General features: G+C 72.6%; 17 protein-coding genes and 1 rRNA gene. 2 read left to right on the forward strand and 16 right to left on the reverse strand.

Features of this window, described 5'->3' with window-relative positions; all coding sequences use genetic code 11:
* Positions 1 to 88: 88 nt before the first annotated feature.
* The 3 genes from ACFLFB_RS15150 to ACFLFB_RS15160 all read right to left on the reverse strand — a co-directional run bounded on the left by ACFLFB_RS15150 (position 89) and on the right by ACFLFB_RS15160 (position 4,784).
* Complete coding sequence (locus tag ACFLFB_RS15150; RefSeq protein ID WP_392543011.1) at positions 89 to 1,783, reverse strand: ABC-F family ATP-binding cassette domain-containing protein; 1,695 nt, start codon at positions 1,781 to 1,783, stop codon at positions 89 to 91.
* A gap of 113 nt (positions 1,784 to 1,896) precedes the next feature.
* Positions 1,897 to 2,736, reverse strand: a complete 840-nt coding sequence (truA, locus tag ACFLFB_RS15155) for a tRNA pseudouridine(38-40) synthase TruA (RefSeq protein ID WP_392545432.1) — start codon at positions 2,734 to 2,736, stop codon at positions 1,897 to 1,899.
* Between the two features lie 2 nt (positions 2,737 to 2,738).
* Positions 2,739 to 4,784 carry an acyltransferase family protein gene (locus ACFLFB_RS15160; RefSeq protein WP_392543012.1) on the reverse strand — a complete coding sequence of 682 codons (2,046 nt, stop codon included), beginning with the start codon at positions 4,782 to 4,784 and terminating at the stop codon, positions 2,739 to 2,741.
* Positions 4,785 to 4,883: 99 nt separating this feature from the next.
* On the opposite strand from ACFLFB_RS15160, the gene ACFLFB_RS15165 reads away from it, so the two are divergent.
* Positions 4,884 to 6,110 (forward strand): MFS transporter, encoded by a 1,227-nt coding sequence (locus ACFLFB_RS15165; RefSeq protein ID WP_392543013.1) that lies wholly within the window; start codon positions 4,884 to 4,886, stop codon positions 6,108 to 6,110.
* 41 nt (positions 6,111 to 6,151) lie between these two features.
* Positions 6,152 to 6,451 carry a DUF2087 domain-containing protein gene (locus ACFLFB_RS15170; RefSeq protein WP_392543014.1) on the forward strand — a complete coding sequence of 100 codons (300 nt, stop codon included), beginning with the start codon at positions 6,152 to 6,154 and terminating at the stop codon, positions 6,449 to 6,451.
* A 72-nt stretch (positions 6,452 to 6,523) separates the two neighbouring features.
* On the opposite strand, the gene rplQ is transcribed toward ACFLFB_RS15170, so the two are convergent.
* The 13 genes from rplQ to rrf all read right to left on the reverse strand — a co-directional run bounded on the left by rplQ (position 6,524) and on the right by rrf (position 18,056).
* Positions 6,524 to 7,234: a 50S ribosomal protein L17 gene (gene rplQ, locus ACFLFB_RS15175; protein ID WP_392543015.1), complete on the reverse strand. Its 711-nt coding sequence runs from the start codon at positions 7,232 to 7,234 to the stop codon at positions 6,524 to 6,526.
* A 36-nt stretch (positions 7,235 to 7,270) separates the two neighbouring features.
* Positions 7,271 to 8,305 (reverse strand): DNA-directed RNA polymerase subunit alpha, encoded by a 1,035-nt coding sequence (locus ACFLFB_RS15180; protein ID WP_392543016.1) that lies wholly within the window; start codon positions 8,303 to 8,305, stop codon positions 7,271 to 7,273.
* A gap of 149 nt (positions 8,306 to 8,454) precedes the next feature.
* Entirely contained in the window at positions 8,455 to 9,063 is a 609-nt protein-coding gene (gene rpsD, locus ACFLFB_RS15185; RefSeq protein ID WP_392543017.1) for a 30S ribosomal protein S4, read from the reverse strand.
* Between the two features lie 35 nt (positions 9,064 to 9,098).
* Positions 9,099 to 9,503, reverse strand: a complete 405-nt coding sequence (gene rpsK, locus ACFLFB_RS15190) for a 30S ribosomal protein S11 (protein WP_392543018.1) — start codon at positions 9,501 to 9,503, stop codon at positions 9,099 to 9,101.
* Positions 9,504 to 9,562: 59 nt separating this feature from the next.
* Positions 9,563 to 9,940: a 30S ribosomal protein S13 gene (rpsM, locus tag ACFLFB_RS15195; RefSeq protein ID WP_392543019.1), complete on the reverse strand. Its 378-nt coding sequence runs from the start codon at positions 9,938 to 9,940 to the stop codon at positions 9,563 to 9,565.
* Positions 9,941 to 10,163: 223 nt separating this feature from the next.
* Positions 10,164 to 10,277 (reverse strand): 50S ribosomal protein L36, encoded by a 114-nt coding sequence (gene rpmJ, locus ACFLFB_RS15200; RefSeq protein ID WP_006592630.1) that lies wholly within the window; start codon positions 10,275 to 10,277, stop codon positions 10,164 to 10,166.
* 29 nt (positions 10,278 to 10,306) lie between these two features.
* Positions 10,307 to 10,528 carry a translation initiation factor IF-1 gene (infA, locus tag ACFLFB_RS15205; RefSeq protein WP_006946284.1) on the reverse strand — a complete coding sequence of 74 codons (222 nt, stop codon included), beginning with the start codon at positions 10,526 to 10,528 and terminating at the stop codon, positions 10,307 to 10,309.
* A 279-nt stretch (positions 10,529 to 10,807) separates the two neighbouring features.
* On the reverse strand, positions 10,808 to 11,458 hold the full coding sequence (locus ACFLFB_RS15210) for a hypothetical protein (RefSeq protein WP_392543020.1): 651 nt from the start codon (positions 11,456 to 11,458) through the stop codon (positions 10,808 to 10,810).
* A gap of 404 nt (positions 11,459 to 11,862) precedes the next feature.
* Complete coding sequence (gene meaB / locus ACFLFB_RS15215) at positions 11,863 to 12,879, reverse strand: methylmalonyl Co-A mutase-associated GTPase MeaB (RefSeq protein ID WP_392543021.1); 1,017 nt, start codon at positions 12,877 to 12,879, stop codon at positions 11,863 to 11,865.
* Positions 12,876 to 15,035, reverse strand: coding sequence for a methylmalonyl-CoA mutase (gene scpA / locus ACFLFB_RS15220; RefSeq protein WP_392543022.1), 2,160 nt, complete (start codon positions 15,033 to 15,035; stop codon positions 12,876 to 12,878). The genes meaB and scpA overlap by 4 nt, the downstream gene beginning before the upstream one ends.
* A complete protein-coding gene (locus tag ACFLFB_RS15225) occupies positions 15,032 to 16,843 on the reverse strand; it encodes a methylmalonyl-CoA mutase family protein (RefSeq protein ID WP_392543023.1) in 1,812 nt (603 codons plus the stop codon). The genes scpA and ACFLFB_RS15225 overlap by 4 nt, the downstream gene beginning before the upstream one ends.
* A 130-nt stretch (positions 16,844 to 16,973) precedes the next feature.
* On the reverse strand, positions 16,974 to 17,828 hold the full coding sequence (map, locus tag ACFLFB_RS15230; protein ID WP_392543024.1) for a type I methionyl aminopeptidase: 855 nt from the start codon (positions 17,826 to 17,828) through the stop codon (positions 16,974 to 16,976).
* 111 nt (positions 17,829 to 17,939) lie between these two features.
* Positions 17,940 to 18,056, reverse strand: a 5S ribosomal RNA gene (gene rrf / locus ACFLFB_RS15235).
* Between the last annotated feature and the right edge of the window lie 42 nt (positions 18,057 to 18,098).

The raw sequence follows: 18,098 nt of genomic DNA on the forward strand, positions 1-18,098 counted from the left end.
CGAGGCTGGACGCTATCTGCGTAAACGCTTTACATCGACCCCAGAGGCCGACAACCTTGCACAGCCCGCACCGTCGGGCGACCTCCGGCTAGCGCTGGCGGGCCACTCGGCCCTCGTCCCACACCGGCTCGTCGGAGGCGACGACCTTCCCGTCGGCCCGGAAGACGAGGAAGCGGTCGAGGCCGCGCGCGAACCAGCGGTCGTGCGTCACCGCGACGACCGTGCCCTCGAACGCCGCGAGCGCGTCCTCGAGCGCCTCGGCCGAGTGCAGGTCGAGGTTGTCGGTCGGCTCGTCGAGGAGCAGCATCGTCGCGCCGGACAGCTCGAGCAGCAGGATCTGGAGCCGGGCCTGCTGGCCGCCGGACAGCGAGTCGAAGGTCTGCTCCGACGCCTGGGCGAGCCCGTACCGGTCGAGGGCGCGCGCGGCGAGGTCGCGCGGCATCCCGGTCCGGTGGTCGTCGCCGCGGTGGAGGATCTCCAGCAGGGACCGGCCGTGCAGGGCCGCGTGGTCGTGCGTCTGGGCGAACCAGCCCGGGCGGACCCGCGACCCGAGGACGACCCGGCCCTCGTGCTCGACCGTCGTCGGCCGGATGTCGCCCACCGGCTCGTGCTCCTTGTCGGGGTCGGAGCCGCCGGCCGCCAGGAGCCGGAGGAAGTGCGACTTCCCCGACCCGTTGCTGCCGAGGATGCCGACCCGCTCGCCGAACCAGATCTCGGTGTCGAACGGCGCCATCAGCGCCCCGCCGTCGACGCGCAGCTCGAGCGCCGTCGCGACGGCGGCCCGCTTGGCCGTCCGCCCGCCGGTGAGGCGCATCGACACCTTCTGGCGCAGGGGGACGGCCTCGGGCGGCCCGGCCTCCTCGAACTTGCGCAGCCGCGTCTCCGCAGCCCGCAGCCGCGAGGCCATGCCGTCGTTGTAGGTCGCCTTCTGCCGGTACATGACGACGAGCTCCTTGAGCTTGACGTGCTCCTCGTCCCAGCGCTTGCGCAGCTCCTCGAGGCGCGCGTTGCGGTCGGCGCGGGCGTCGTCGTAGGTGGAGTACCGGCCGGGGTGCACCCAGACCGTGTTGCCGCCGCGGCTGGGCTCGAGCGTGGCCACCCGGGTGGCCACGCGGTCGAGCAGCTCGCGGTCGTGGCTGACGAAGAGCACCGTCTTGGGCGACTCCACGAGCCGCTCCTCCAGCCAGCGCTTGCCCGGGACGTCGAGGTAGTTGTCCGGCTCGTCGAGGACGAGGACCTCCTCGGGGCCACGCAGCAGCGCCTCGAGGACGACGCGCTTCTGCTCCCCGCCGGACAGGGTCGACACCCGGCGGTACTGGGCCCGCTCGAAGGGCGTGCCGAGCGCCGCGACGGTGCAGACGTCCCAGAACGTCTCCCAGTCGTAGCCGCCCACCTCGCCCCAGTCCGACAGCGCCTGCGCGTAGTCGAGCTGGTCCTTCTCGGACTCGCGCTCCATCATCATCAGCTCGGTGCGCTCCACCTCGGCCGCGGCCTCCCGGATGGCGTCGGGAGCCACCGAGACGAGCAGGTCGCGGACCGTCGTGTCGTCGCGGACCTTGCCGATGAACTGGCGCATCACGCCCAGGCCGCCGCTGCGGGTCACCGCGCCGTCGGACGCCACGAGGTCGCCCGCGAGGATGCGCAGCAGGGTGGTCTTGCCCGTGCCGTTCGGCCCGATGAGCGCGACCTTGGCGCCCTCGCCCACCCGGAAGGTCACGTCGCGCAGGAGGCGGCGGCCGTCGGGCAGGGAGAAGCTCACGGTGTTGACGTCGAGGTGGCCCACGAGGAGCCATCCTCGCGCCCCATCGACCCCCCTGCATCCGACTTATGGCGTTCTGCCCACCTCCCGGGGCGCCCCGAGGGGCTCCAGAGGTGGGTGGTCCGCAAGAAGTCGGGTCAGCGAGGGGGCAGCGTGCGGGTGGCGCGGGCCTCCTCGGCGCGGGCGGCGAGGCCGGCGTCGTCGGGGTAGACGACCTCCTCCAGCGACAGGCCGTGGGCCGGCATCACCTTGACCCTCGGGTCGCGCTCCCGCCCCTGGAGGACGCGGGCCGGAAGGTCCTCGCCGAAGCGGCCCTCCCCCACCGGCACGACCGCCCCCACGAGCGCGCGGACCATGCTGTGGCAGAACGCGTCCGCCTCGACCCGGCCCTCGATGGTGCCGTCGGCCGCGCGGGTCCAGCCGTAGTGCAGCAGCGTGCGGACGGTCGTGGCTCCCTCCCGGCGCCGGCAGAACGCGGCGAAGTCGTGCAGGCCGAGCAGGCGCTGGGCCGCGGCGTCCATGGCGGCGACGTCGAGGGGACCGCGGACGACCACCGTGTCGGAGCGCCTCAGCGGGTCCACGAGGGACGGGTCGTCGCAGACCCGGTAGAGGTAGCGGCGGCGCACGGCCGAGAATCGGGCGTCGAAACCGTCGGGAGCCCTCGACACCCGGCGGACCGCGATATCGGTGGGGAGGATGCCGCGCAGCCGGCTCTCCGCCGCCTCCTCGGGGGTGCGGGTCGACCTGCCGCGCAGCAGGTCCCACGCGTCGGGCTCGACGTCGAGGTGGGCCACCTGGCCGCGCGCGTGCACCCCGGCGTCGGTGCGACCGGCGACCGTGAGCCGGACCGGCTCGGTGAGCCGCAGGACGGTGGTGAGCGCCTCGGTCAGGGTCCCCTCGACCGTGCGGCGACCGGGCTGGGCCGCCCACCCGGAGAAGTGCGTCCCGTCGTACGAGAGGTCGACCCGGATCCGCAGCGTCACCGCGACAGCGTAGCCCCGGCCTCCACGACCCCGCCGCCGTCCGGCCAGGCCCCGGCAGCACGCAGCCGCTGCTCGAGGGCGGGGGCGAGCGTGGCCACGTACGACGTGGTCAGGTGGTTGTCGTCGAGGTAGACCCACACGTTCCCGACCGCGGGAGGGCACCGGCCCGCGGGGCAGACGAGGTCGGTGAGGTCGACGTCGGTGAAGCCCTCGACGTCGAGCGCCGCCGCCGGGTCGCGCGGCGCGAGCTTCTCGGACACCGGTGCCGTGCAGGCCTCGTCGCCGCGCTCGAGCGCACAGGCCACGACGCCCGACGCGAACCGCGGGTTGTCGCGGAGGCCGACCACGGGCGTGCCGTGCGCGGTCACGGCCCGCACCACCTCCTCGTACCCCGCGACGAGCCGCTCGCCCGGGGTGCGGGGGTGGGCCGCGGTCGCGACCGTCACGAGGAGGTCGGCGCGGTGCGAGGTCACGTAGTCCAGGGCGGCCGCGTTCCAGCGGGCGCAGGCTCCCGTGCGCGACGACGCCGCCCCGAACGAGCAGCCGCCCTCGAGGAGGGCGATGACGCGCCACCCCTCGCGCTCGGCGATCGGGGTCACCGTCGCGAGCCACTGCTCGGCGTGCGAGTCGCCCACGACGAGGACGGTCGCGGTCGCCGCGCGGGCGGGTTCGAGGACGGTGCACCCCTCGGTCAGGGGCGCGCGTGCCGCCCAGTCCCCCGAACACCGGGCGGGCAGCGAGGCGAACTCACGCCGCAGGGCGGTCGACGCCGGCAGCCGCCGGTCGACCGGGAGCGCGCGCACGCTTACGCCGCCGGCGAGGGCCCGGGCTCCGGGGTAGCCGGCGACCTCGTGCCCCGCCGACAGCCGGTCGCCACGGGCCGCGTCGTGGTCGAGGCGCAGCACCCCACCGCCCGCCAGCCCGGCCACGAGGCCCGCGCTGCCCAAGACCACCCCGGCCGAGCGCCACGGGGCCGTGGCCGGCCAGTCGAGCCGCCGCACGGGTCGCTCGACGAGCCGGGTGAGGACCTGAGCCAGCACGAGGGACGCCGCGACCACGACCGCGCCGTCGAGCACCCCCGCCCGAGGGCGGCCGCTCGTCGCCAGCCAGAGGACGAGCACCGGCCAGTGCACGAGGTAGAGCGCGTACGAGAACCCCCCGGCGGCGACGAGCGGCCGGGTCGACAGCAGCCGGTCGACGCCCCACCGGGTGGGGGTCGTCCCCGCCACGAGCACCGCCGCCGCGCACAGCAGCGGCCACAGCGCGACCCACCCGGGGAAGGAGCGGGTGACGTCCAGGACCATCCCGCACGCCACGAGGGCGAGAAGACCCGCCCATCCGAGCGGCTCGGCCACCGCCCGCGGCACCCGCAACTGCGGCAGGAGCACCGCCAGCAACCCACCGAGGGCGAGCTCCCACACCCGCGAGGCGCTGTCGAAGTAGGCGAACGCCTGCCGGGTCGCCGTGGTGTGCACCGACCAGGCGAGCGACACCGCCACGGCCACCGCCAGCACGACCCCGACCACCGTCGCCGGGCTGCGGCCCCATCGCCGGGCCACCCACCCGGCACCCACGACGAGCAGCGGCACGAGGACGAAGGCCTGGCCCTGCACCGACAGCGACCACATGTGCTGCAGCGGGCTGGCCTGCCCCTTGTCCGCGGCGTAGTAGTCGACCGCGCGTGCCGCGAGCACCCAGTTCTCGCTGTACGTCAGCGACCCGACAGCGTCGACGAGGAGCCCTCGCCACCGCGGCTGCGGGAAAAGCACCAGCCCGGCCGCGACCGTCGCGGCCACGACCACCGCCGCCGCCGGCACGAGCCGCTGGAAGACCCGCAGCCACTGGCGGGGCACCGACACCCGCTCGCCACGCTCGAGACGCCGGACCAGCCCACCCACGAGGAAGAACGCCGACAGGAAGAGGAAGACGTCGACGCCGCCCGAGACCCGCCCGAGCCACACGTGGTACGCCACGACGAGCAGGACCGCGGTCGCCCGCAGCCCCTCGACGTCGGGGCGGAACCCCGGGCGCACCTCGTCCACCTCGACAGCCAACGGCACGCCGGTGTCCGGACCGCGAGGACGACGTGACCGGCGGGTGTCGTCCCGGTGCACGGCCGTCGACCCGGGCACACTGGCGCGGTGAGCACCACGACCGGCTCGGCGACCCGCACCATCGGCACGCACCGGCTCGTCGCCGCCGGTGCCTTCGCGGTGCAGGGCCTTCTCTTCATCGCCCTCACCCTCCGCCTGCCGCAGCTCAAGGCCCAGCTGGGTCTGGGCGAGCTCGCGCTTGCCGGTCTCATGCTGCTCCTCGTCCTGATGGCGGGGGCCGGCTCGGTCGTCGCCGGAGCCCTCGCCCGGCGGCGCGACAGCGCCACCGCGGTGCGCGCCGCCCTCGTCCTCCTCGCCGTGGGGACCGCCCTGGTCGGCCTGGCCACCGCCGGCACGGGCCACCTCCCGGTCCTCGTGGTCGCCGTCACCGTCTACGGCCTCGGGGTCGGGGCCAACGACGCGGCCTCCAACATGCAGGCGGTCGCGGTCGAGCAGGAGATGGGTCGGCCGGTCCTGCCCTCGTTCCACGCCGCCTGGACCGCGGGAGGGCTCGTGGCCACGCTCGCGGTGCTCGCCCTCGGCGGGCTGACCCACCCGGCGGCGCACGTCGTCCTCACCGCACTCCCGCTCGCCCTCCTGGCCGCGCCCTTCCTCCGGCACGACCGGGGCACCGTCGCCGAGGACCCCACCTCGCTCGGGGTGCCGTGGCGCACCGTGGCGCTCGTCGGCCTCGGCCTCGTGCTCTTCTACTCCGTCGACACCGCGGTCACGGCCTGGGGGCCGGTGTACCTCAGCAGCGACGCCGTCTTCACGAACCCGCCGACCTCCCCCGACCTCTACGCGCTGGCGACCCTGCCCTACCTCGTGGCCACGCTGCTCGCCCGCTCGGTGGGCGATGCCGCCACGGCCCGCCTCGGCGCGCCGGCGGTGGTCCGGATCGGGGCGGTCACCGCGTTCGTCGGCCTCGCGGTCGTCGTCCTCGCGCCGGCCTCGACCTGGCCCGTGGCGATCGTCGGGTTCTTCGTCGTCGGCCTGGGGGTCGCGGTCGTCGCGCCCCTGTCGTTCTCCGCCGCTGCGCGGGTGGCCGGGTCGGCGGGCGACGAGGCCGCCAGGCGGCGCCGGGTCGACGCCACCATCGCCCGCTTCAACCAGTTCAACTACGCCGGCGCCCTGCTCGGCTCCGTGCTCACCGGCGCGATCGGCACCAGCACCCTGCGCGTGGGTTTCGCGCTGCCGATGGTCCTCGTCCTCGGCCTGGTCCCCCTCGCCCGCCACTTCGGCGGCAGCGGCACGGAGGCCGCGCCCGCCGCGTAACTCGCTGGCCCGAGCGCCCGGCACTGCCTAGGGTCGGCCGCATGGACCGACCCGCCCTCGACGACGCCCTCCGCCACCGGGAGGTCGTGCTGCGTGCCTTCCTCGACGTCGACGGGCGCCTGTCGAGCATCCCCACCAAGCTCTCCAAGCGACTCGTGGTCCTCGACCACATCAGCCAGCAGTTCGAACCCGGCCGCCGCTACCCCGAGGCCGAGGTCAACGAGGTCATGCACCGCTTCCACCCCGACCACGCAGCGCTGCGCCGCTACCTCGTCGAGCAGGGGTTCCTCGAGCGCCGCGACGGCGAGTACTGGCGGGCCGGCGGCACCGTCGAGACCTGAGCCGCCCACGACGCGGAACGGCCCCCCTCCCGTGCGGGAGGGGGGCCGTTCACGTCAGCCGGGGGGCGAGGCTCAGGCCTCGTCGTCCTCGACCTGCTGCTTGGCAGCGCCACCGGCCGGCTCGAAGCCGGCGGCCTCGGCAGCCTCGGCGTCGGTGAACCAGAATTCGGCGATGGTCTGGTCGAACCACTGCGAACCCTCGACGTGGTACTTGCCGGAGTCGGCGTTGCCCTTGACGGTGTAGCCGTCGGGGGCCGAGCCGTCCTCGTTCGCGGCGACCGCGCCCTGGGGGAGCTCGACGGCCGGGGTCTCCTCGACGGTCTCCTCGACCGGCGCCTCGACCTTGGGCTCGTCCTTCTTCTTCGAGTCCTTCGCCGCACGCTTGGTGGCGGCCTCGGCCTCCTTGACGGTGGCCTTCTTGGCGACGGGCTCGCGGACGAGCTCGATGACCGCCATGGGCGCGTTGTCACCCTTGCGGGCGCCGATCTTCGTGATGCGGGTGTAGCCGCCGTTGCGCTCGGCCATGTCGGGCGCGATCTCGACGAAGAGACGGTGCACGACACCCTTGTCGCGGACCACGGTCATGACCCGACGACGGGCGTGCAGGTCACCGCGCTTCGCGAAGGTGACGAGACGCTCGGCGAGGGGCCGCAGCCGCTTCGCCTTGGCCTCGGTGGTCGTGATCGAGTCGTGCTCGAAGAGCGACGTCGCGAGGTTGGCGAGGATGAGCCGCTCGTGGGCGGGGCCGCCTCCGAGACGGGGACCCTTGGTGGGGGTGGGCATTGCTGTTCTCCTTGGTCAGTACGCCGGGGGGCGTGGTCAGAGCTGCTCGTCCTCGGCGTACGCCGCGTCGTCCTCGCCCTCACCGAAGGTGAAGTCGTCGTACCGGTCGGCGATGAGGCTGGGGTCGAACCCGGGGGGGCTGTCCTTGAGGGCCAGGCCCATGCCGGCGAGCTTGGCCTTGACCTCGTCGATCGACTTCGCACCGAAGTTGCGGATGTCGAGCAGGTCGGCCTCGCTGCGGCCCACGAGCTCACCTACGGTGTGGATGCCCTCGCGCTTGAGGCAGTTGTACGACCGGACGGTGAGGTCGAGGTCCTCGATCGGCAGGGCCAGGTCCGCGGCGAGCGCGGCGTCGGTCGGCGACGGGCCCATGTCGATGCCCTCCGCCTCGACGTTGAGCTCACGGGCCAGGCCGAAGAGTTCGACGAGGGTCTTGCCGGCGGACGCGAGGGCGTCACGCGGCGCCATCGAGTTCTTGGTCTCGACGTCGACGACGAGGCGGTCGAAGTCGGTGCGCTGCTCGACGCGGGTGGCCTCGACCTTGTAGGTCACGGTGAGGACCGGGCTGTAGATGGAGTCGACCGGGATGCGGCCGATCTCCTGGTCGCCGGACTTGTTCTGCTGCGCCGAGACGTAGCCACGGCCACGCTCGACGGTCAGCTCCATCTCGACGGTGCCCTTGTCGTTGAGCGTCGCGATGTGCAGGTCGGTGTTGTGGATCTCCACCCCGGCCGGCGGCGCGATGTCGGCAGCGGTGACCGCGCCGGAGCCCTGCTTGCGCAGGTACATCACGACGGGCTCGTCGTGCTCCGAGGAGACGACCAGGCCCTTGATGTTGAGGATGATCTCGGTGACGTCCTCCTTGACCCCGGGGATCGTGGAGAACTCGTGGAGCACGCCGTCGATGCGGATGCTCGTGACCGCGGCACCCGGGATGCTCGAAAGCAGGGTGCGGCGCATCGAGTTGCCGAGCGTGTAGCCGAAGCCGGGCTCGAGGGGCTCGATGACGAAGCGGCTCCGGGACTCGGAGACGACGTCCTCACTGAGGACGGGACGCTGTGCGATGAGCACGGTGATTCTTCCTTCCCACGGGCGACCGCCATATGACGCCTCGTGAAACGCGGGAGTCGCCTCCCGCCGGTGGCCTCACTTCGGTCCGTGGGGCCACCCACGACCCGGGAGGCCGTCCGCCGAAGCCGGCGGACGGCATCCCGTGTCGGTCAGTTCTTCGAGTAGAACTCGACGATGAGCTGCTCGGTGAGCACGGTGTCGATCTGCGCCCGCACCGGCAGCTGGTGGATGAGGATCTGCAGCGAGCCGGGGACGACCTGGAGCCAGGCCGGGACCGGACGGTCGCCGTAGGTCTCACGCGCCAGCTGGAACGGGAGGGTCTCCACCGACTGCTTGCGCACGGTGATGATGTCGTACGCCTCGACCCGGTAGGACGGGACGTCGACACGGACGCCGTTGACCAGGAAGTGACCGTGGGTCACGAGCTGGCGCGACTGGCGACGCGTGCGGGCGAGCCCGGCGCGGTAGACGACGTTGTCGAGACGGGACTCGAGGATCGTCAGGATGTTCTCACCGGTCTTGCCGGGGCGGTTGGCCGCCTCCTTGTAGTACCGGCGGAACTGCTTCTCCATGACGCCGTAGGTGAAGCGGGCCTTCTGCTTCTCCTGCAGCTGGGTGAGGTACTCCTTCTCCTGGATCCGGCGACGGCCGTGCTGGCCGGGCGGGAAGGGACGGAGCTCGAAGTTCTTGTCGCCGCCGACGAGGTCGGTCTTGAGTCGGCGCGACTTCTTGGTGATGGGTCCGGTGTAACGGGCCATTGCTCTCTATCTACCTTTCGCGAAGTCTCGGGCGCTCAGACGCGGCGGCGCTTGGGCGGGCGGACACCGTTGTGCGGGCTGGGGGTGACGTCCTGGATCGAACCGACCTCGAGGCCGGCGGCGGTCAGGGAACGGATGGCGGTCTCACGACCGGAACCCGGGCCCTTGACGAAGACGTCCACCTTGCGCATCCCGTGCTCCATGGCACGGCGAGCAGCGGCCTCGGCGGCGGTCTGCGCGGCGAACGGCGTGGACTTGCGGGACCCCTTGAAGCCCACCTGGCCGGCAGAGGCCCAGGCGATGACGGCCCCGGTGGGGTCGGTGATCGAGATGATCGTGTTGTTGAACGTGCTCTTGATGTGGGCCTGGCCCACAGCGACGTTCTTCTTCTCCTTGCGGCGCACCTTCTTGGCGCCCGCGGTACGGCCCTTGGGAGGCATGTGTTCTCTTTCCTACGAAGTCTTCGGAAGCGGTGGCAGCGACGCGCGCGAGGCGCAGGTCACTTACCGGCCTTCTTCTTGCCGGCCACGGTGCGCTTGGGACCCTTGCGGGTACGCGCGTTGGTCTTGGTGCGCTGACCGCGCACCGGGAGACCGCGTCGGTGACGCAGGCCCTCGTAGGACCCGATCTCCACCTTGCGGCGGATGTCCGACTGCACCTCGCGGCGCAGGTCTCCCTCGACCTTGAGGTTCTCGTCGATCCAGTCACGCAGGGCGACGAGCTGCTCGTCACCCAGGTCCTTGACGCGGGTGTCCGGGTTGACCCCGGTGGCCGCGAGGGCCTTCTGCGCGCTGGTCCGACCGACTCCGAAGATGTAGGTCAGTGCGACCTCGACGCGCTTCTCGCGCGGGAGGTCCACTCCAACAAGACGTGCCATCTGAGGATGGTTCCTTTTCTGTGGATGTCCGGAGGTCTGGTGCAGCCACCGATCCGGCCCATCCTGGTCCGGTCCACGGCCTCCGGGCCGTGGGTGACGTCCCGCGCCCACCTGCGACTTCCAGGTGACCCGTCGGGGGTCGGGTGCTGCGATCATCACTTCTGCGTGCTCGAGCCGTGACTCGTGCGGCCCCGTGAGGGGCGGTGGTGCGTCTGACGCGTGGTCAGCCCTGGCGCTGCTTGTGGCGCAGGTTCTCGCAGATCACCATGACCCGACCGTTGCGGCGGATCACCTTGCACTTGTCGCAGATCTTCTTGACGCTCGGCTGAACCTTCATGTCGCCTTTGCTGTCTGTATCGATTGCGGTTAGCGGTAGCGGAAGACGATGCGGCCGCGGGTCAGGTCGTATGGGCTGAGCTCCACCACCACACGGTCCTCGGGGAGGATCCGGATGTAGTGCTGACGCATCTTCCCGGAGATGTGCGCGAGCACCTTGTGACCGTTCGTGAGCTCAACCCTGAACATCGCGTTCGGGAGAGCCTCGACGATCGTGCCCTCGATCTCGATGACGCCGTCCTTCTTGGCCATACCCTCTCAATCCGCTGTTGGGCGACTCTTCGGTGTGTCGATCCGCCCATGGAAATCGGCCCCGTGCTGCTCACGCAGGGACACACCCATGCGAGAACGCACACGTGACCGACGTTCAATACTACTGACCGAGCGCTCCAGCACGAAATCCGCCGGCGACGACCGACGGACCGCGGCGCTCGCACGCGGCCACGGTCCGTCGGTCGGTCTCCCCGGCGCCACCGGGCCGGCCACGCAGGGGGTGTGGCCGGCCCGGGGAGCAGGGTGTCGCAGGGGTCGTCAGCTGGGGCGCACCTTGGTGAGCGCGTCGGACATCACCTGCGCGGTGCCGGAGGCGCAGAAGCCCTGCTGGGCCGCCAGGCCGCTGTAGCCCCACATCGTCAGGTAGTTGCCCGTGTACCCGTGGGCCACCGGCCCGACGCAGTCGAGGTAGGTCTCCTTGCCCTCGCTGCGGGTGAAGTCACGGGTCGTGCCCTTGGTCGCCCGGTAGCGTCCCTCGGCCCAGAGCTCGCCGAAGTAGTCCAGGTCGTAGTAGTCGGTCCAGGCCTGGGCGGTGCCGACCTTGGCGACGATCTCGTTCCAGGCGTCGACGTGGCCACCGGCCTCGTGGGCGACCACGGCGGCCCAGGTCGTGGCCGTCCCGGTGTAGTACGTGTTGTAGGTGACCGCGTTGTTGGCCGGTCCGGCGTTGCCGATGAAGCCGGTGGCGCCGAGGTTGGCGACGGTGACGTTCATCGAGCCGCACGACGCGTAGTCCATGACCTTGGGGCAGGTCGTGCTCTGGACGTCGGCGACGTTGACCGTCGTGGTGGTGGTCGGGGTGACCGGGATGGTGGTGCTGGTACCGCCCTTCGGGGGTTTGCCGGGGCCGCCCTTGGCGGCCTGGGCGGTGCCGGCGACGCCGGCGGTGAGTGCCAACAGGGCAGCCATGGCGGCTGCGCTGCGGCGTGCAGGGATGGCGAATCGCACGCTGTGCTCCTCGAGGTTGCAGGGGGATCTCGATGTCAGCGCTCGACGACCGGGGGCGAGACCGGTGACCCCAAGGGCGAGAGGGGCGGGTCGTGTCGTGCGTTGTGAATGATGTTCCCCATGGGGCGACACGCCGACAACACGAACGCTGAGAACGTGGCCCTTCGGTCGCCCGCGCATCGCCCGTGCGGAGGTGCCACATCGGCCGAACAGCCGATGAAACGGCCGGTTTCCGGACCGAAACGACCTGTTGGGGCCGTTCTGCAGGTCGCGGTGCCCGCCGCAACTCGAGCGACGGGTGCGTCCTCAGGTTCCGTCCGCGCCTCGGACCGATTCGGTCCGCATCGCGGACGGCCCGTTTTCTGCTAGGACCCGGGAGGACCGTCCGGGGCGTCGCGCAGGTCGTCGGCGAACAGCCGCAGGAGGCGCGCGGTGCCGTCGACGGCGCTCAGCTCGCCCTCCCGCACGGCCCGCTCGACCTCGGCGCGCGCCGCCCGCACCGAGGGGGTGTCGCGCACGGCGTCCTGGAGGTGCGCGTCGACCATGGCCCACATCCAGTCCTGCTGCTGGCGGGCCCGGCGCGCCTCGAGCGAGCCCTGGGTGCGCAGGTGGTCGCGGTGCTCGAGGACGGCCGCCCAGACCTCGTCGAGGCCGGCACCGGTGAGCGCCGAGCAGGTGAGGACGGGGGGCCGGCGGGCGGCGGGGCCCGGCATCATCAGGCGCATGGCCCCGGAGAGCTCGCGCGCCGCCACCCGGGCCGCGGCCTCGCCGTCGCCGTCGGCCTTGTTCACCGCGATGACGTCGGCGAGCTCGAGGATGCCGCGCTTGATGCCCTGGAGCTGGTCCCCCGCCCGCGCGAGCGTGAGCAGGAGGAAGGTGTCGACCATCTCCGAGACGGCGACCTCGTTCTGCCCCACCCCGACCGTCTCGACGATGACGACGTCGTGGCCCGCGGCCTCGAGGACGAGCATCGACTCGCGGGTGGCCCGCGCGACGCCGCCGAGGTGCCGGCCCGACGGGCTGGGCCGCACGAACGCGGCATCGCTGGCGGTGAGCTCGGCCATCCGGGTGCGGTCGCCGAGGATCGAGCCGCCGGTGCGGCGCGAGCTGGGGTCGACCGCCACGACGGCCACCTTCTGGCCCTGCTCGACGAGCCGGGTGCCCAGCGCGTTGATGAAGGTCGACTTGCCCGCGCCGGGGACCCCGCTGACCCCGACGCGCACCGAGCGGCCGGTGAGGTCGGCGAGGTCGGTGAGGAGCTCCCCCGCGAGCTCGCGGTGCTCGGGGCGGCTGGACTCGAGCAGGGTGATGGCACGGGCGACGTGCTGCCGGGAGCCGGCGCGCACGCCGGCCGCCAGGTCGGCGACGTCGACCGACCTCACCCGAGCCGCTCGCGCAGGTCGGCGACGAGGTCGACGGCGGCCCGGCTGATGACCGTGCCGGGCGGGTAGATGGCGTCGGCGCCGGCCGCGCGCAGGGCCTCGAAGTCCTGGCTCGGGATGACGCCGCCCACGACGATCATGAGGTCCTGCCGCCCGAGGGCGTCGAGCTCGGCGCGCAGCGCGGGCACGAGGGTGAGGTGGCCGGCGGCCAGCGAGCTGACCCCCACGACGTGCACGTCGGCCTCGACGGCCTGGCGCGCGACCTCGGCCGGCGTCTGGAACAGCGGGCCCACGTCGACGTCGAAGCCGAGGTCGGCGAAGGCGGTGGCGATGACCTTCTGGCCGCGGTCGTGGCCGTCCTGGCCCATCTTCGCCACGAGGATGCGGGGCCGGCGGCCCTCTTCGCGCTCGAAGTCCTCGACGGCCGCCTGGGCCGCACGGACGGTGGCGTCCTCCCCCGCCTCGGCGCTGTACACGCCCCCGATCGTACGGATCTGGGCGGTGTACCGGCCGAAGACCTCCTCCATCGCGGCCGACATCTCGCCGACGGTGGCCTTGGCGCGGGCGGCCTCGATGGCGAGGGCGAGCAGGTTGGTGCCGAGGCTGCCGTCGGAGCCGGCACGCGCGGCGTCGGTCATCCGGCGCAGCGCCGCGGCGGCGGCCTCCTCGTCGCGCTCGGCGCGCAGCCGCTCGAGCTTGGCGACCTGGCTCGCGCGCACCGCCGCGTTGTCGACGCGCAGCACCTCGATCGGCTCGTCCTCGTCGACCGGGTAGCGGTTGACGCCGATGACGGGCTGCTGGCCGGAGTCGATGCGCGCCTGGGTGCGGGCGGCGGCCTCCTCGATGCGCATCTTGGGGATGCCGGCCTCGATGGCGGCGGCCATGCCCCCGGCCGCCTCGACCTCCTCGATGTGCGCCCAGGCCCGGCGAGCGAGGTCGTGGGTCAGCCGCTCGACGTACGCCGATCCCGCCCACGGGTCGATGACGCGCGTCGTGCCCGACTCCTGCTGCAGGACGAGCTGGGTGTTGCGGGCGATCCGCGCCGAGAAGTCCGTGGGGAGGGCGATCGCCTCGTCGAGGGCGTTGGTGTGCAGGCTCTGGGTGTGCCCCTGGGTCGAGGCCATCGCCTCCACGCAGGTGCGCACGACGTTGTTGAAGACGTCCTGCGCGGTCAGCGACCAGCCCGAGGTCTGGCAGTGGGTGCGCAGCGAGAGCGACTTCGGGTTCTGCGCGCCCTGGTCGCGCACGAGGCGCGCCCAGAGCAGGCGCGCGGCCCGCATCTTCGCGACCTCCATGTAGAAGTTCATCCCGATTGCCCAGAAGAAGGACAGCCGCGGGGCGAAGCGGTCGACGTCGAGACCCACCGCCTTGCCGGCCCGCAGGTACTCCACGCCGTCGGCGAGGGTGTACGCGAGCTCGAGGTCCTGCGTCGCCCCGGCCTCCTGCATGTGGTACCCGGAGATCGAGATCGAGTTGAACCGCGGCATCTGCTGGCTGGTGAAGGCGAAGATGTCGCTGATGATCCGCATCGAGGGCTCGGGCGGGTAGATGTAGGTGTTGCGGACCATGAACTCCTTGAGGATGTCGTTCTGGATGGTCCCCGTCAGCTGGTCCGCGCTCACCCCCTGCTCCTCCGCGGCGACGACGAAGAGCGCGAGCACCGGGATCACGGCGCCGTTCATCGTCATCGACACCGACATCCGGTCCAGCGGGATGCCGTCGAAGAGGGTGCGCATGTCGTAGATCGAGTCGATGGCGACCCCCGCCATCCCGACGTCGCCGGTGACGCGCGGGTGGTCGGAGTCGTAGCCGCGGTGGGTCGCGAGGTCGAACGCGACCGACAGGCCCTTCTGGCCGGCCGCGAGGTTGCGCCGGTAGAACGCGTTGGACTCCTCGGCGGTGGAGAAGCCCGCGTACTGGCGCACGGTCCACGGCTGGGTCGTGTACATCGTCGGGTACGGGCCGCGCAGGTACGGCGGGGCGCCGGGCACGGTGTCGAGGAAGTCCAGGTCGCCGAGGTCGTCCTCGGTGTAGATCGGCTTCACCGGGATCTGCTCGGGCGTCAGCCAGTCTGCCGCGCCGGCAACCGGGGCCTGGGCGGAGGAGGGTCGGCCGTCGCCGAGGCCGACGGTCGTGAGGTCGGGGACCGCGCTCATCGGGCGTGCTCCGTCTCGAGTCGGGTGAGGAGGGCGTCGAGGGCGGCCACGACGTCCATGCCGTCGTACAGCTCGCCGTCGACGAGGTCGGCGTCGTCGCCCAGCTCGCGGCGGCGGCCGGCCACGAGGACGACCTCGGCGCCGCCGGCGCGCAGGTCGGCGACGGCCTGCGCGGCGTGCTCGGCGTACCCGGTGCGGCTGGAGGCGATGACCGCGAGGGGCGACCCGGCCTCCACGGCGTCGAGCCCGCCCACGGCGAGGAGGTTGCCGACGAAGGTCTGCCGGGCACCGGAGTCGCGCTGGGTCCCGAGGGGGCGCACGACGACGGATGCGCGGTCCCCGAGTGCGGTGGCCCGGTCGCGCAGGGCCTCGAACACCGCGGCGTCGCGCCGCGGGGCCAGGGCCTGGCCGGCGGCGCCGGGCTGGCGGCGCTGCCGTCGCTCGAGGGGCTTCTCGCCGGCGAGCGGGAACATCGAGACGCCCGTGAGGGGCGTGCGCCGGGTGGCGAGCTCGGGGGCCCGGGCGGAGGCGGCGGCGGAGACCCACGCGTGGAGCAGTCCGTCGTCGAGGGCGGCGACCACCCCACCGGCGGCCTCGATCTCCTGCACCCGCGCCCAGAGCGCCGAGGCCACCTGGTCGGTGAGGCTCTCGAGGTACCAGGACCCGCCGCCGGGGTCGGTCACCCGCCCGACGTTCGACTCGTCGGCGAGCAGGATCTGGGTGTTGCGGGCGAGCCGTCGGCTGAACCGCTCCGGGAGGCCGTGCACGGTGTCGTACGGCAGGACCGTGACGGCGTCGGCGCCTCCGACGCTCGCGCCGAACGTGGCGAGGGTGCTGCGCAGCACGTTGACCCACGGGTCCTCGCGGCTGAACATCCGCAGGGCGGTCACGGCGTGGGTGCGGGCTCCTCGCCGCTCCTCGGCGACGCCGCTGACCTCGCCGATGCGGGCCCAGACCCGGCGCAGCGCGCGCAGCGACGCGGCGGTGAGGAACTGGTCGGCGGTGGCGTTGAGGCGGAACTCGGTGTGCGCGAACGCGGTCGCGGCATCGACGCCGTCGTCCTCGAGGTGCCGCAGGTACGCGACGCCGCTGGCCACGGCCACGGCGAGGGCGTCGATCTCGGTCGCTCCGGCGTCGTGGAGGACGCGGGCGTCGAGGGTGATGGCGCGCCATCCCTCCCGCGAGTCGGCCAGGCGGACGACCGCGGCGAGGCTCGACAGGTCGGGGGTGGTGCCGAGCCGCAGGGCCGCACCCACCGGGTCGAGACCGAGGTTGCCGCCCACCGAGGTCGAGTCCCCCACGGCCTCGAGCAGCGCCAGCGCCGCACCCGCCTGGTCGTCGAGCGAGGAGACCACGACCGGGGCGAGGTCGAACCGGACGTCGGCGAGCACCTCGGGCAGGTCGGCCGGGGCGATGCCGTCGTCACCGACGTGCAGCCACACCGAGGTGACACCGTGCTCGAGGTCGTCGAGCACGGCGGCGCGCGAACGGGCCGGGTCGGGGTCGTCGTGGAGCTGGCGGACGTCCCAGGGCAGGGTGCCGTCGCGCAGACCGAGCCCGCGGGTGAACGGCATGGCCCCGGGGTGGCCCAGGGGCCGGTCCTCGCGCAGGTAGAGGGGGGCGACGTCGAGTCCACCCTCGAGCGTGCGGTGCAGGGCCTGCTCGGCGGAGGGTCCGTCGAGGTGGTCCGCGTCGGACCGGGTCTTGTTGAGGACGGCCGCCGCGAGCTCCTGCCACGCGGCCCGGTCCCGCGGGGCGAACCCCGCCGCCAGGGCCTCCGGCCCCGTTGCCACCGACCCGTCCGTCATCGTCATCCCTTCCGTCGCGACCGGCGACGTCTGCGCCGATCGCCCCATCCACCCTAGCCGCGGGTGCAGGGGTCGCCGGCGAGAGATCGAGCACACCCGACGCGGCCGGCGCGGCCGTGAGAGGAGGTCGTCAGGCGGGGTCGATGGGGGCGAAGGGCACCCCGAGCGCGCGCAGGCGCTTCTCCCCGCCGTCGACGGCGGTGAGCACGGTGAGCCCCGCGGACGTCGCCGCCACCGAGTGCTCCCAGTGCGCCGCGCGGGAGCCGTCGCGGGTGGCGACGGTCCACTCGTCGTCGAGGACGATGTTGTCCTGGTCGCCGAGGACGACCATGGGCTCGATGCAGATGGTCGTGCCCTCGACCACGCGCGGTCCCTTGCCGGAGACCCGGTAGTTCGGGACCTGGGGGTCCATGTGCATCGAGGTCCCGATGCCGTGGCCCACGTAGTCCTCCACGATGCCGTACTCCCGGCCGCGGCGGCCGCCCGACGCGGTGAGGCTGTCCTCGACCGCGGCACCGACGTCGTAGAGGCTCGAGCCCACCTGGAGGGCGGCGATACCGGCCCACAGCGAGGCCTCGGTGTCCTCGATCAGCTCGAGGTCCTCGGGTCGGGCCGCGCTCGTCCCTCCGACGACGAGGCTGACCGCCGCGTCGCCGTTCCACAGGCCCACCTGGGCACCGCAGTCGATGGAGATGAGGTCGCCGTCGACGAGCACCCGCTCACCCGGGATGCCGTGGACGATCTCCTCGTTCACCGAGGTGCACAGCGTGTGGCGGTACCCCGGGACGAGCTGGAAGTTGGGGACGCCCCCGTGGTCGCGGATGTGCGCCTCGGCCAGGACGTCGAGGTCGAGCGTCGTCATCCCCGGCCGCACGGCGGCGACGAGGAGCTCGAGGGTGCGCCCGACGAGCAGGCCCGCGGTGCGCATGCCGGCGAGCTGCTCGGCGGTCTTGCCCTCGCAGCGGTCGCGGTTGAACAGACCCATGACGTGGAACCCTACTCGTTGGTCGGATGAGGCGAATGTGCGGTGAATGCGAATTGTTCGAGGGTATGCAAAAGGGGAGGGCTGGTGGGCCCTCCCCTTTTGGGAATGTTTGTCCGGCTGCGTCCTACTCTCCCACACCGTCACCAGTGCAGTACCATCGGCGCTGAAGGGCTTAGCTTCCGGGTTCGGAATGGGACCGGGCGTTTCCCCTTCGCTATGACAGCCGAAACTCTATGGAGATATCTTTGGTGGTTCACCCCTGTTGTGGGG

Source organism: Oryzobacter telluris (assembly GCF_043099285.1).
GTDB lineage: Bacteria > Actinomycetota > Actinomycetes > Actinomycetales > Dermatophilaceae > Oryzobacter > Oryzobacter telluris.